The organism is Martinezella tropici (genome assembly GCF_008370325.1).
GTDB lineage: Bacteria > Pseudomonadota > Alphaproteobacteria > Rhizobiales > Rhizobiaceae > Rhizobium > Rhizobium tropici_B.
Map to the genome: position 1 here is coordinate 58315 of NZ_VNIP01000001.1, position 13991 is coordinate 72305.

Below are 13991 nucleotides of genomic sequence, written 5' to 3' on the forward strand. Positions count from 1 at the left end.
ACAATGGAAAATATGAGGATGACCTCACAAAAATCAAGTGAAGAATTGAAGACGCGCACTCCGAAGCGACAGCGCGGCCATGATCGCGTCGTCATTCTGCTTGACGCGGCGGCAAGGGTCTTCGCGCGCAAGGGCTATGATGCCGCAACGATGACGGAGATTGCGACCGAGGCGCATTCCTCCATCGGCTCGCTCTATCAATTCTTCCCGACCAAGCCGCTGCTTGCCGAGGCGCTGCATATCGAGCGCCTGGAGCGATTGAAGGCCGGGCTTCGGGAAGCGGCGGAAAGCAGCGCCGGCCTTTCGGCAGCAGATTGCGGCGAGGCGATCTTCGATGCACTTGGTGTCTTCATGGGGAAGTACCCAGAACTTTCGGCGCTCGCCGGCCGCCGCGATATTCCCAAGGAGCGGAAGGCACGTTCGCGTGCCGAGCTGAAGGAGCTGATCGCGGGTGTCCTGCGGCAGGCCAAGCCGTCGATATCGGACGATGTCGCGTTGATGTCGGGCCTCGTGCTCGAACTTCTGCGCATCGTCGTCGCCGTTGCCAATGAGCCTGATGCTGCTGAGGACCGCCGCGTCGCCGGCGAATTGCGGCTGATGCTACGCAAACGACTTGAGGAAGCGGCCTCCAAAACCTGATTTCGCCGATGGTTGATTACATGGCGAAGAGATGGGCAATAGCGTCCTGCTTTTTGCCCTCATTTGCCTTATGCTGATTCCCGGAAAAGCATCAGGAGATCATGAATGGCATCGACACGGTTGAAAGCAGGCTTGGTTGTTTCTCTTATTTGCCTGCTGGCACTGCCCGTGTCCTCGAAAGCCGAAGAGCCGCAATTCCGCATCGGCACGGCCATTCTCGGCGACCTCAAATACCAGACCGGCTTCAAGCACTTCGATTACGTCAATCCGGATGCGCCGAAGGGCGGCGAGCTTAAACTTTCGGACGAAGGCACGTTCGACACGCTCAATCCGGTGCTGTTTAAGGGCAACCCCGCCAGCGGATTGTCAATGGTTTTCGATACGCTGATGAAATCGTCCAATGACGAGATTGCCACCTCCTACGGCTTGCTCGCCGAGGGCGTCTCCTATCCCGATGACATATCGAGCGCAACCTTCCGGTTGCGCGCCGAGGCGAAATGGGCCGACGGCACACCAGTAACCCCCGATGACGTGACTTTCAGCTTCGATCGCACCAAGGAGCTCAATCCTCTCGCGACCAGTATCTATTCCCACGTGACGCGAGCCGAAAAGACCGGCGATAGGGACGTCACCTTCTATTTCAACGAAAAGAACAATCGCGAACTTCCTTTTATCGCCGGCCAGCTGCTGATCGTGCCAAAACATTGGTGGGAGAGCGCCGGCGCGGACGGAAAGCCGCGCGATATTACCCGCACGACACTCGAGCCGGTCATGGGATCCGGACCGTATAAGATTGTCTCCGTGCAGCCGGGATCATCAATCCGATATGAACTGCGCGACGACTATTGGGGCAAGAACCTGCCGGTCAATATCGGCCAGAATAACTTCGGGGTGATTTCCTACACCTACTACGCCGACAAGGATGTGGAATTCGAAGCCTTTCGCAGCGGGAACACGGATTTCTGGCGGGACCAGTCAGCAAGCCATTGGGTGACCGCATACGACTTTCCCGCCGCCAAGGACGGCCGCATTAAGCGCGAGGAACTGCCCAATTCGCTGCGCTCGGTCGGCATCATGCAAGCGATGGTACTCAATCTCCGGCGCGATCAGTTCAAGGACCAACGTGTGCGGGAGGCGCTGAACTACGCCTATGATTTCGAGGAAATGAACCGGGCGCTTGCCTTCGGCCAGCTGACCCGCGTCAACACCTTCTTTTTCGGCACCGAACTTGCCTCTTCGGGGCTGCCCACGGGCGAAGAATTGAATATCCTCAACAGCGTCAAGGATAAGGTGCCGCCTGAAGTCTTCACCACGCCCTATACCAATCCGGTTGGCGGCGACCCGCAGAAGGTGCGCGTCAATCTGCGCAAGGCGATCGAGCTTTTCAAGGAAGCCGGTTATGTGTTGAAGGGCAATCGCATGGTCAACGAAAAGACCGGCCAGCCATTTACGATGGAAATCCTTCTCGGCAGTCCTTCGCAGGAGAGATCAAACCTGCCCTACGTCCAGAACCTGCGCCGCATTGGCATCGATGCGACCCTCAGAACGGTCGATTCATCGCAATACATTAACCGCATTCGTAGCTTCGACTATGATGCGACCTGGAACGTGTGGGGCACGGCGCTGCCGCCCGGCAGCGAACAAATCGATTACTGGGGCTCGGCTTCGGCAAGTCGCCAAGGCTCGCGCAACTATGCCGGCATATCCGATCCGGGGGTCGATGCTTTGATCGGCAAGCTCGTTTCTGCCGCGACCCTCGAAGAAAAGACCGCTGCCGCCAAGGCGCTTGATCGCGTACTGCTTGCCCACCACTATGTTGTCCCGCTGTTTTATGGGACGACGAACAAGATCGCCTACTGGGACAAGTTCGAACATCTCCCGGAACTGCCCTATTACTCCATCGGCTTCCCCGAGGTCTGGTGGTCGAAAAGCGCCGGAAAATGAGCCTCTCTTGCAATAAGGGCCCCGCTGGCTCCAAATGTTTGGGCTGATTCGGATAGTTTCAAGCTGATATGACTGCGCCGGGCTGCTCCCGGCGGAAGGGAATGTGATTTGATCGACAGATGGATTGAGGCGAGGCGGATTATATTCGCCTTCGAGGGAGCGGCGAACTGATGGGCGCCTATATCCTGCGACGCCTCCTGCTGATGATCCCGACCATCGTCGGCATCATGGCGATTTCCTTCACCATCGTGCAGTTTGCGCCGGGCGGCCCGGTCGAGCAGGTCATCGCGCAGCTGACCGGGCAGGGTGACAATGCCAACGGTCGCCTGTCCGGCGGCACCGACATGTCGTCGCAGCAGTCCTTCGATGACAGCAGCTCGAAATATCGCGGCGCGCAGGGGCTGGATCCCGAACTGATCGCCAAGCTTGACAAGCAGTTCGGCTTCGACAAACCGCCGCTCGAGCGCTTCGGCCAGATGATGTGGAATTATATCCGCTTCGACTTCGGCGAGAGCTTCTTCCGCAACACGACCGTCATCGACCTCATCGGCCAGAAGCTTCCGGTGTCGATCTCGCTCGGCATCTGGATCCTGATCTTCTCCTACGCCATTTCCATCCCGCTCGGCATCCGCAAGGCGGTGCAGGACGGATCGACCTTCGATGTCTGGACGTCGGGCATCATCATCATCGGCTATGCGGTTCCGAGCTTCCTGTTCGGCATCATGCTGATCGTGCTGTTTGCCGGCGGATCCTTTTTCGATTGGTTCCCGCTGCGTGGCCTCGTCTCCGATAATTTTGCCGACCTCAGCTGGTGGCAGAAGATTCTCGATTATCTCTGGCATCTGGTGCTGCCGCTGATTTCGCTGTCGCTGGCCGCCTTCGCGACCACGACCCTGCTCACCAAGAATTCCTTCATCGAGGAGATCAAGAAGCAATATGTCATCACCGCCCGAGCCAAGGGTCTTTCCGAACGGCGCGTGCTCTATGGCCATGTCTTCCGCAACGCCATGCTCATCGTCATTGCCGGCTTTCCCGGCGCCTTCATCTCGGCCTTCTTCACCGGCTCGCTCCTGATCGAGAACATCTTCTCGCTCGATGGCTTGGGACGCTTGAGCTATCTCTCTGTCGTCCAGCGCGATTATCCGGTGGTGTTTGCTACACTTTTCATCTTCTCGTTGCTGGGTCTCTTCGTCAGCCTCGTTTCCGATCTGATCTACACCTGGATCGATCCGCGCATCGACTTCGAGCGGAGGGAGGTATGATGGACGCAGCCAATCGTCAGGCACTTCCGACGACGGTGAAGCCGCCGCGCAAGGGCCTGTTCTCGCCGACCAATCTGCGCCGCTGGGAGAATTTCAAGGCGAACCGCCGCGGCTACTGGTCGCTCTGGATCTTCCTCGTTCTGTTCATCCTCAGCCTTGGTGCCGAGTTCATCACCAATGACCGGCCGATCCTCATCTCCTATAAGGGCGAGATCCTGACACCGGTCTTCGTCGATTACCCGGAAGAGAAATTCGGCGGCTTCCTGGCGCAGACGGATTATCGCGCCCAGGATATCCAGGACGAGATCAATGCCAACGGCTGGATGATCTGGCCACCGATCCACTATTCCTATCAGACCGCCAATTCCAATCTGCCTAAGGGATTGTCGGCGCCGACGCCGCCATTCTGGGCGATGAGCAAGGAAAAGCGCTGCTCCGGCTATGCGGCCGGCGCTGCCGATCCCAACTGCAACTGGAGCAATTTTAACTGGCTCGGCACCGATGACCAGGCGCGTGACGTGCTTGCCCGCTTGATCTACGGCTTCCGCATCTCGGTGCTGTTCGGTCTCGCGCTCACCATCTGCTCGGCTGTCGTCGGCGTCTGCGCCGGCGCGATACAGGGCTATTTCGGCGGCTGGACCGATCTCTTGATGCAGCGTTTCATCGAAATCTGGTCGTCCATGCCGGTGCTCTATATCCTGCTGATCATCGCCTCGGTCCTGCCGCCCGGCTTCTTCATCCTGCTCGGCATCTTGCTCTTGTTTTCCTGGGTGGGGCTCGTCGGCGTCGTGCGCGCCGAATTCCTGCGGGCGCGCAATTTCGAATATGTGCGCGCCGCCCGTGCGCTCGGCGTCAACAACCGCACCATCATGTATCGCCACCTGCTGCCGAATGCGATGGTCGCGACGCTGACCTTCGTTCCCTTCATCCTGTCGGGCTCGATCTCCACGCTCACCTCGCTGGATTTCCTAGGGTTCGGCATGCCGCCCGGCTCGCCGTCGCTGGGTGAAATGATCGCCCAAGGCAAATCCAACCTGCAGGCTCCGTGGCTGGGACTCTCGGCCTTCTTCACCATGTCGATCATGCTGTCGTTGCTGATCTTCATCGGCGAGGCCGTGCGCGACGCCTTCGATCCGAGGAAGACGTTCCGATGAGCGAAAACTCCACTCCGCTACTGTCAGTCCGCAATCTGTCCGTTGCCTTTCACCAGGGCGGGCAGACATCGACCGCCGTCGATGGCGTTTCCTTCGATATCGCAAAGGGCGAAGTCTTGGCGCTGGTCGGCGAATCCGGCTCCGGCAAGTCGGTCTCGGCCAATTCGATCCTGAAGCTCTTGCCCTATCCAACCGCAAGCCACCCTTCCGGCGAAATCCTGTTCAAGGGAAAGGACCTGCTGAAGGCATCGGACAACGAGCTGCGCGCCGTGCGTGGCAACGATATCACGATGATTTTCCAGGAGCCGATGACCTCGCTCAATCCGCTCCACTCGATCGAGAAACAGATCAGCGAGATCCTGGCCTTGCACCAGGGCATGACCGGTGAGGCTGCCCGCACCCGCACGCTGGAGCTTTTGAACCAGGTCGGCATCCGCGAACCGGAAAAGCGTCTCAAGGCCTATCCGCATGAACTGTCCGGCGGCCAACGTCAGCGCGTGATGATCGCCATGGCGCTTGCAAACCGTCCCGAACTGCTGATCGCCGACGAGCCGACGACGGCGCTCGACGTGACCGTGCAGGCGCAGATCCTCGACCTGCTGCGTGAGCTCAAGGGTGTGCACGGCATGTCGATGCTGTTCATCACCCACGATCTCGGCATCGTCCGCAAGTTCGCCGACCGCGTCTGCGTGATGACCAAGGGGCGCATCGTCGAGACCGGCACGGTGGAAGACGTTTTCACCAATCCTCAGCACGACTATACCCGCCATCTGCTGGCCGCCGAGCCGCGCGGCGAGCCACCGACGAGCGACGCGGGAAAGCCTGTCGTCATGGAAGGCAGCGATATCCGGGTGTGGTTCCCGATCAAGGCGGGCTTCATGCGCAAGGTCGTCGATCATGTGAAGGCGGTCGATGGCATCGATTTGAAGCTCAGGGCCGGCCAGACGCTCGGCGTCGTCGGCGAATCCGGCTCCGGCAAGACGACGCTCGGTCTGGCGCTGGCTCGGCTTATTTCCTCCAAGGGCCGTATCGCCTTCGTCGGCAAGGATATAGCCGGCTATTCGTTCCGCGAGATGCGGCCGCTGCGCAACCAGCTGCAGGTGGTCTTCCAGGACCCTTATGGTTCGCTAAGCCCGCGCATGTCCGTCGGCGAGATCATCGCCGAGGGCCTCAAGGTACATGAGCGGTCGCTTTCGGCCGATGAGCGCGACAAGCGCGTCTGCTGGGCGCTGGAGGAGGTCGGCCTCGATCCGTCCACCCGCTGGCGTTTCCCGCACGAGTTCTCCGGCGGCCAGCGTCAGCGCATCGCCATTGCGCGCGCCATGGTGCTGAAGCCGCGTTTCGTCATGCTGGACGAGCCGACCTCGGCGCTCGACATGAGCGTGCAGGCGCAGGTTGTGGATTTGCTGCGCGACCTGCAGAAGAAGCACGATCTTGCCTATCTCTTCATCAGCCACGACCTGAAGGTGGTGAAGGCGCTCGCCAACGAGCTGATCGTCATGCGCTTCGGCAAGGTCGTCGAGCAGGGCGCATCCGCCGATATTTTCCGGGCGCCGAAAGAGGACTATACCAAGGCGCTTCTTGCCGCCGCATTCGACATCGAGGCGGTGCCGACCGCCGCCATCCAGCAATAGAGACCACCATCATGCCGGCCAAAAGCCCCGTTCTCGTCGACCTCAAATTCGATCCGGCGACCGTCGCCAAGGCGCTTGAGGCGGCCTTTGCCGACCGCGGCAGCATCAATCTCGCCGATCCCGCCCACAAGGGTGCGGATCTCTCCCATGTCGATTATGCGCTTGTGTGGAAACCGGATGCCGATCTCTTCGAGCGCGCCCGCAATCTCAAGGTGATCTTCTCGGGCGGCGCCGGTGTCGATTCGATGATGTCGATTGCCGGCCTGCCTGACATCCCGATAGTCCGCTTCGTCGATCGCAGCCTGACGGTGCGCATGAGCGAATGGGTCGTGATGCAATGCCTGATGCATCTGCGCGATGTGCAGGGGCATTTCAGGAGCCAGCGCCAGCGTCTATGGGCGCCGCAGCATGGCCCCGAGGCGGCGGATGTTACCATCGGCGTCATGGGTCTCGGCGTTCTCGGCTGCGACGCCGCCGCCAAATTGAAAGTCATGGGCTTCAACGTCATCGGCTGGTCCCGCGGCAAGAAGGAGATCGATGGCATGGAAACCTTCGACGCCAGCGGGCTGGATGCGTTTCTGGCACGCACCGATATCCTGGTTGGCCTCCTGCCGCTGACACCGGAAACGATGGGGATTTACAACACCTCGCTCTTTTCCAGGCTGCACCGCAACGGTCCGCTCGGCAAACCGGTCTTCGTCAATGCCGGCCGCGGCAAGAGCCAGGTGCAGGCCGATATCGCTTCGGCTGTTCGTACCGGCATTCTCGGCGGCGCCTCGCTCGATGTCTTCGTCGTCGAACCGCTCTCGGCTGACGATCCGCTCTGGGACCTGGAAAATGTCATCATCACGCCGCATGATTCTGCGGTGTCGGAGGAAAAGGCGCTCATGCACCATGTCGAGGAGCAGATTGCCCGCTTCGAACGCGGTGAACCGCTGCAGCATCTGGTGGATCGCGGCCGGGGTTACTAAATCCTGTAGGATGCGAAGTTGCGGCGCTTCGCTTCCGCCGGTCAAATGTGGCGCATTTGCCCTGACATCAATTTTCTTTCAGTGACTGGACTTTCGCTCAACATTTTTTGATAACAAGGCGCTACACGCATGCCGGCATAGCCGCCGGCGCGAAGCATGACGTCCGCAGGGCAGGAGACGGGGCAGGAACGACATGACCAAGACGGATATTGCCACCCGCGTCTATAATCATACCTGGAAGCTCGATCCGATCGTTCGTAGTCTGATCGATACGGATTTTTACAAGCTTCTCATGCTGCAGATGATCTGGAAGCTCTATCCGGACGTCGATGCCACCTTTTCCTTGATCAATCGCACCAAGAGCGTTCGCCTTGCCGAAGTGATCGACGAAAAGGAATTGCGCGAGCAGCTCGATCATGCCCGCACGCTGCGCCTCTCCAAGAAGGAGATGATCTGGCTCGCGGGTAACAGCTTCTATGGACGCGCCCAGATCTTCGAACCCGAATTCCTCTCCTGGCTGTCGAATTTCCAGCTGCCGGAATATGAGCTCTCGAAGCGCGACGGCCAGTATATTCTCGACTTCCACGGTTCCTGGAAGGAAACGACGATGTGGGAAATCCCCGCACTCGCTATCATCAACGAGCTTCGTTCGCGCACGGCGCTGAAGGCGCTCGGTCCCTTCACGCTCGATGTGCTCTATGCCCGCGCCAAGGCCAAGATGTGGGGGAAGGTGGAGCGGCTGCGGGAACTTCCCGGCCTGCGTATCTCCGATTTCGGCACCCGCCGCCGTCACAGCTTCCTCTGGCAACGCTGGTGCGTCGAGGCGCTGAAGGAAGGCGTGCCCCATGCCTTCACCGGCACCAGCAACGTGCTGCTTGCCATGGATTCCGATCTCGAAGCTGTCGGCACCAATGCGCATGAGCTGCCGATGGTCGCGGCCGCTCTTGCGAAAAACGACGAAGAGCTCGGCAAGGCGCCCTATAAGGTGCTGCGCGACTGGAACCGCCTTTACGGCGGCAATCTGCTTGTCGTCCTGCCCGATGCCTTCGGCACCGCCTCCTTCCTGCGCAGCGCGCCGGAATGGGTGGCCGACTGGACCGGCTTCCGCCCCGACAGCGCGCCCCCCATCGAAGGCGGCGAGAAGATCATCGACTGGTGGAAGAAGATGGGCCGCGATCCGCGCCAGAAGCTGCTGATCTTTTCCGACGGGCTGGATGTCGACGCCATCATCGACACCTACAAGCATTTCGACGGCCGCGTGCGCATGAGCTTCGGCTGGGGCACCAATCTGACCAATGATTTCGCCGGTTGCGCGCCGACCGAACTCAAAGGCCTCAGCCCGATTTCGATCGTCTGCAAGGTGATCGAGGCAAACGGCCGTCCGGCCGTCAAGCTTTCGGACAATCCGCAGAAGGCAACCGGCGAGCCGGCGGAAGTCGAGCGCTATCTGAAGTTCTTCGGCGCGGAAGATCGTGTCGATCAGAAAGTGCTGGTTTAGCGCTATTTTGTGGAGGCGCAGCTGCCTTCCATCCCGAAATAGAAGATCTTGGCGGCCCTCAAGCAATTAACTAATGGCGGACCACCGGTTCCATCCGGGCGACGCGTCTGAACAGCGTCCAGCGTCCGTTCTCCCAGCGATATTGATCCGGCGAAATGACATAGGGCACGTCGCTGAGATCGGCGCTGATCAACTCCAGCAGCTGCAGGCCCTGGGTGTCGTTCTCATGCGTGAAGAACACCTTGTCGCGTGACAGGAAGGCGGCGATCGGCGCGGCGCCGCCGGATTGCTCCTGCACCTGCGCCCAGAAATTCGGCAGGAAGGCGACGCTGGATTCGAACTGCCCGTCCACCTCGACATATTGAAACCGGCTGCGTTTGGCGATCTGGACGCCGGTCTTGGCGAGGAATTTCTGCAGGTTGGCCTGCGCCGTCTCGGCAAGCTCCCGGGCATCGATGCCCCAGTCATCCAGAGCGGTGGACATGACGTAGCTGACGGTGGTCTCGCCGTTGACGACGAAAAGCTTGATCAGGTTTTCCGCTTCGTCGAGATAGACGAATTGCGGTGGGCTGGGTTCGTCCTTGACGGCATGCATCATCTGCTGGCGGGCCACCTCGACGAAATCGCGTGTTTTCAGCACCGGCAGGACCTTGGAGAGCTCGCTATTGTCCTCCATGGCTTCCGTCATGTTGAGATAGTTGAGCAGCGCTTGCGCGCGCGCCGGCCCTTTCTGTTCGCGCAATGCCAGCAGCGCATTGCCGAGGAATTTCGTCATCGTATCGCCGTTGCGGCTATGCAGCGTCAGGCTGCCGGCCGCAGGGTCGTAATCGACGCGTATCAGGTCGCCGAAGAATGGCAGGCGCTCCTGCAGATAGGCCGCAAAGGTGGCCTCGTCCTGCAAGACTTCATCCGGAATGTTCAGATCGAGGGTCTTGACGGTCGTCGTGCCTTCGGGTTCGGGCAATCCCGGCCCGTCGCGTGTGTCGGATCGTCTGCCCTTACCGAAGAGCCTTTTCAGGAAATTGAACACGCGCGTCCCCGAGTACCGACCGGTAGTGCGGCAGAACCTAGCGCGGCCACGGCTCCGGGGCAATGCCGGCCGGGTGATGGATTTGTCCCGTAAGCGCCTGCTTGCTCGCATAAAAAACGCGTATAGTCTGCGGGAACGGACCGCATGGTCCGATTGCGGGAAGGGCAGCGCATATGAGAAACTTTTGGGGTGGCAGGCTATGGATCGGGACCCTGCTTTTATGTCTTCTTGCTTTGGCCGCGCCTGTCACCTCGCTCGCGCAGAATGCAGCGGCACCACAGCCGGCGGCACCGCCGCCCGACAAGGTCCGTGAACTGATCCAGTTGATGAACGAGCCCGACGTCAAGCAATGGCTTGCCGCGCAGCTCAACAATCAGCCCGCCTCCACCGCCGGCGATCCGGAAGCCTCGGGAAGCGACCAGATGTCGGTCTTGTCCGGTCTGCTTGGTCATACGCGCCGCCACCTCGAAGTGGTATCGGGCGCGGCGATGACGCTGCCCTATGAAGTTATGACGGCATCGGAAAGGCTCGAGGGCGAGGGCAGGGCGGTCGGTCCGTTGCGCATTGCCATCCAGATCGTGATCCTCTTCTTCCTCGGGCTGGTGGCTGAGCTCGCGGCCGCGCGCTTCATTAACGCCAAGCATATGCAGCGCACCGAACGGGCCGCCGGCGTCGAGACCGAGCTGCAGGCGGCGCGTTTCCAGTTCCTGGGCGGCGTTGTGCCCGCCATCATTCATGGTCTGGTGACGCTCGTCCCGCTACTCGCTTTCGACTGGCCGCCGGTCATCGAAAACTTCGCCATCGCCTGCGTCATCGCGCTTGTGTCGATCAGATTGGCCATTTCCATCGGCAAGCTTTTGATGGAACTGATCTCCATGCGCCGGACGGATGATGTTCTGGACGAGGATGGCGGCGCCGCTCGCATCGCTGAACGGCGGCTTGTCGCAAAATACTGGTATCGGCGATGCACGCTGTTTGCCACCTATTTTGCTTGTGGTTGGGCCATTATCCAGGCTGTCGCGTCGCTCGGCTTTTCCGCGGGGGCGCGAGACCTGATCGGTTACGCGCTCGGCATAGGCCTGTTCGTGATCGCGGTGGAAGCCGTGTGGTCGCGGCCCGCTGTGCCAGGAAAGCGTGGCAAGCGGACGATCTCCTGGCTGCTGACGATCTACTTCGCAGCTCTTTGGGGCCTGTGGGTGGCGGGCTTCGATGGCCTGCTTTGGGTCGGCATCTATGCGATATTGCTGCCGCGTATCCTTTCGGTTTCCACCCGCGCGATCGAGGCATTGCATGATGCGGCCGAGGGCATTTTCGGTGCCGGAAAATTGGCGACCGTTCTTCTCGATCGTGGCGTGCGTGCGGTGATCATTACATTCGCCGCCCTTTGGCTCGGCCGGATGCTGGGGGTCGAAGCGCATGCGATGATGAGCGGCAGTGAATCGAATATCGGTCGCATCGCGCGCGGCATTCTGGGCGGCATCGTCATTCTTCTGGTCGCCGATCTCGTCTGGCAGCTGGCGAAGACGTATATCGACGCCAAGCTGATGGAATCTCTGCCCGCCGTCAGCGATTCCGAGGAGATGAGGGCGAGCCGCGCCCGGCTGCAGACGCTGCTGCCGATCTTCCGCAATATCCTGGCCGTCATCATCGGCATCATCGCCGTGATGATGGTGCTGTCCGGTCTCGGCGTTCAGATCGGGCCATTGATCGCCGGTGCCGGCGTTGTCGGCGTTGCGGTCGGCTTCGGCGCGCAGACCATCGTCAAGGATGTTATCAGCGGTGTCTTCTACCTCTGGGACGATGCCTTCCGCATTGGCGAATATATCGAAAGCGGCAACCACAAGGGCGTGGTGGAATCCTTCAGCCTGCGCTCGGTAAAGCTGCGCCACCAGCGCGGTCCGCTGGCGACGATCCCCTTCGGCTCGCTCGGCGCGGTCAACAACATGAACCGCGACTGGGCGATCGACAAGATCATCGTCAAGGTCACCTACGATACCGACCTGGTGAAGCTGAAGCGGATCATCAAAGACATCGGCCAGCGCCTGCTCGAAGATGAGGACCTGAAGCCGAACATCATCCAGACGCTGAAGATGAAGGGTGTCGAGCAGTTCGGCGATTTCGCGATCGAGATCAGGCTGGCGATCACCGCCAAGCCGAACGAACTCTCCGTCATCCGCCGCAGCGCGCTGGCCTTGATCAAGCAGTCCTTCGATGAGAACGGCATTCAGTTCGCCTTCCCGACCGTGCAGGTGGCAAGCGACAAGGATGCGGCGGCCGCCGCTGCCCGGCAGCTGATCGAGATGCGGGCGGCAAATGTGGACAGCGCGCAACAGGCGGGCTAGATCCGGTCAGGGGTTCGGAGCCGCCGTGCTGCCGCGCACGACCAGGGCGACGTCGATCATCTCGCGCTCGGCCGGCACGGCATCGTGGAGAACGGCCTCTACCGCGCGCTGTGCAATTTCGGCAAAGGGCTGGGCCATCGTCGTCAGGCCAGGCTCCACCATGCCGCCTTCCGGCACGCCATCGAAGCCGATGACGGAAATGTCCTGTGGCACTGAAAGACCCCGTGCGCGCAGCCAGTTGATTGCCAAAAGCGCGATATTGTCGGACATGGCAAGGATCGCCGTCGGCGGTTCGGGCGCGGAAAACAGGTAGTCAAGCCCGGCTTCGACGCTTGGCTTGTCGTTCAGTGTTTCATAGATCGGCACGTCCTCGCGCCCAATTCCGAACGCTTCGAGCGCCTGCCAGTAGCCGAGCGCGCGATCGCGCGAGGTGGAATAGATCGCCCGCTCGATGTCGCCGACACCGACCGGCCCGACATGGTCGTCCGAGAGTTCGGTGGCGAGCACACCGAAACGCCGGTGGCCCAATTCCGCCAGATGCCGGGCGGCAACCGCAGCGCCGCTGAGATTGTCGACGCTGATCGAGGGGATCGACGCGTCTTCGTCATTCAGGGCGAGAGCGATGAACGGCAATTGCCGCTCTCGCGTCAATTGAACCAGCTTTTCGCCGCCCTCCACGCAAAGCAGGATGAAGCCGTCGACCAGAGCGCTCTTGATGTTCCAGTCCAGCGTCTGCCGGTCCTTGGCCGAGACCAGCGCCAGGCCCGTACCGCTGGCATCGCAGACCTGGGAAACGGCGGCCAGCAGCGCCCTGGCCCAGGGATCGTCGAAGAAATAGGCCAGCGGCTCGACGGCGGCGACGCCGATGGCGTTGACCTTTCCGGCCCGCAACAACCGCCCCGTCAGGCTGGGCCCGGCATAGCCAAGCCGTTTGGCCGTCTCGAGCACATGTTCGCGCACTTCATCGCGCACCACTTCGGGCCGGCTGAAGACATTGGAGGCGGTTCCCTGCGATACGCCCGCCGCCTTGGCGACATCCGCGAGCCTGATGGTGCCCTTGGCCAATTCAATCCTCCATGCGTTTCCATGGATATTAGCAATGAAGTTGTATCGGTTCAATTCTGCTTGACAGTGGATTTTTGAAGCGTACGATTGAACCGATTCAAGAAGTCAATCCGAGTCGATTTTGAATCGGTTCAAAAATGAAAGATGAACCAATGCTGACCAACTATCTCTTCAAGGATCTCTATGATGATCGATGGGGCGATCCCGGTAATCCAAACGCGGTCGATCCGCCCTCATCAGGGGACAATCGCGGCGCTGGCGGGCAAGGCATTCTGCGTCGCATGGCAGGGCTTATCCGCCGTCGCCGGGATCGTCCGTCGGCGTGGTCCTTCACGATTCCGAGCGAGACATCAGACGCGGATGGCGAGGCCGAGATCCGGCCTCGCACCTATGATGAAGAGCCGAAATTCCTCGCGATCGCCAAGGCCTTGTCGCGGAACTGCTAGAGCAAC

The 13991-nt window shown here is 60.5% G+C and carries 11 protein-coding genes; 9 read left to right on the forward strand and 2 right to left on the reverse strand.

Annotation, left to right across the window (positions count from 1 at the left end; genetic code table 11):
* Positions 1-3 precede the first annotated feature (3 nt).
* The 7 genes from FP026_RS00275 to pncB all read left to right on the forward strand — a co-directional run bounded on the left by FP026_RS00275 (position 4) and on the right by pncB (position 9102).
* Positions 4-639: a TetR/AcrR family transcriptional regulator gene (locus FP026_RS00275; protein WP_188112457.1), complete on the forward strand. Its 636-nt coding sequence runs from the start codon at positions 4-6 to the stop codon at positions 637-639.
* 105 nt (positions 640-744) lie between these two features.
* A complete protein-coding gene (locus FP026_RS00280; RefSeq protein WP_149632659.1) occupies positions 745-2583 on the forward strand; it encodes an extracellular solute-binding protein in 1839 nt (612 codons plus the stop codon).
* A gap of 170 nt (positions 2584-2753) precedes the next feature.
* Complete coding sequence (locus tag FP026_RS00285; protein WP_149632660.1) at positions 2754-3845, forward strand: microcin C ABC transporter permease YejB; 1092 nt, start codon at positions 2754-2756, stop codon at positions 3843-3845.
* The gene (locus FP026_RS00290; RefSeq protein ID WP_149633123.1) at positions 3845-4999 is read left to right on the forward strand and encodes an ABC transporter permease; all 1155 of its coding nucleotides are present in this window, start codon (positions 3845-3847) and stop codon (positions 4997-4999) included. Before FP026_RS00285 ends, FP026_RS00290 begins: the two co-directional genes overlap by 1 nt.
* The gene (locus tag FP026_RS00295; RefSeq protein ID WP_149632661.1) at positions 4996-6633 is read left to right on the forward strand and encodes an ABC transporter ATP-binding protein; all 1638 of its coding nucleotides are present in this window, start codon (positions 4996-4998) and stop codon (positions 6631-6633) included. Before FP026_RS00290 ends, FP026_RS00295 begins: the two co-directional genes overlap by 4 nt.
* Positions 6634-6644: 11 nt before the next feature.
* A complete protein-coding gene (locus tag FP026_RS00300) occupies positions 6645-7604 on the forward strand; it encodes a 2-hydroxyacid dehydrogenase (RefSeq protein WP_149632662.1) in 960 nt (319 codons plus the stop codon).
* A gap of 193 nt (positions 7605-7797) precedes the next feature.
* Positions 7798-9102, forward strand: a complete 1305-nt coding sequence (gene pncB, locus FP026_RS00305; RefSeq protein ID WP_149632663.1) for a nicotinate phosphoribosyltransferase — start codon at positions 7798-7800, stop codon at positions 9100-9102.
* Positions 9103-9172: 70 nt separating this feature from the next.
* On the opposite strand, the gene FP026_RS00310 is transcribed toward pncB, so the two are convergent.
* Entirely contained in the window at positions 9173-10132 is a 960-nt protein-coding gene (locus tag FP026_RS00310) for a hypothetical protein (RefSeq protein WP_149632664.1), read from the reverse strand.
* A gap of 173 nt (positions 10133-10305) precedes the next feature.
* Between FP026_RS00310 and FP026_RS00315 the strand changes: the two genes are divergently transcribed.
* On the forward strand, positions 10306-12474 hold the full coding sequence (locus tag FP026_RS00315; protein WP_149632665.1) for a mechanosensitive ion channel family protein: 2169 nt from the start codon (positions 10306-10308) through the stop codon (positions 12472-12474).
* A gap of 6 nt (positions 12475-12480) precedes the next feature.
* On the opposite strand, the gene FP026_RS00320 is transcribed toward FP026_RS00315, so the two are convergent.
* Positions 12481-13539, reverse strand: a complete 1059-nt coding sequence (locus FP026_RS00320) for a LacI family DNA-binding transcriptional regulator (RefSeq protein ID WP_149632666.1) — start codon at positions 13537-13539, stop codon at positions 12481-12483.
* Between the two features lie 137 nt (positions 13540-13676).
* On the opposite strand from FP026_RS00320, the gene FP026_RS00325 reads away from it, so the two are divergent.
* Entirely contained in the window at positions 13677-13985 is a 309-nt protein-coding gene (locus FP026_RS00325; RefSeq protein ID WP_246665198.1) for a hypothetical protein, read from the forward strand.
* The last annotated feature ends 6 nt before the right edge of the window (positions 13986-13991 follow it).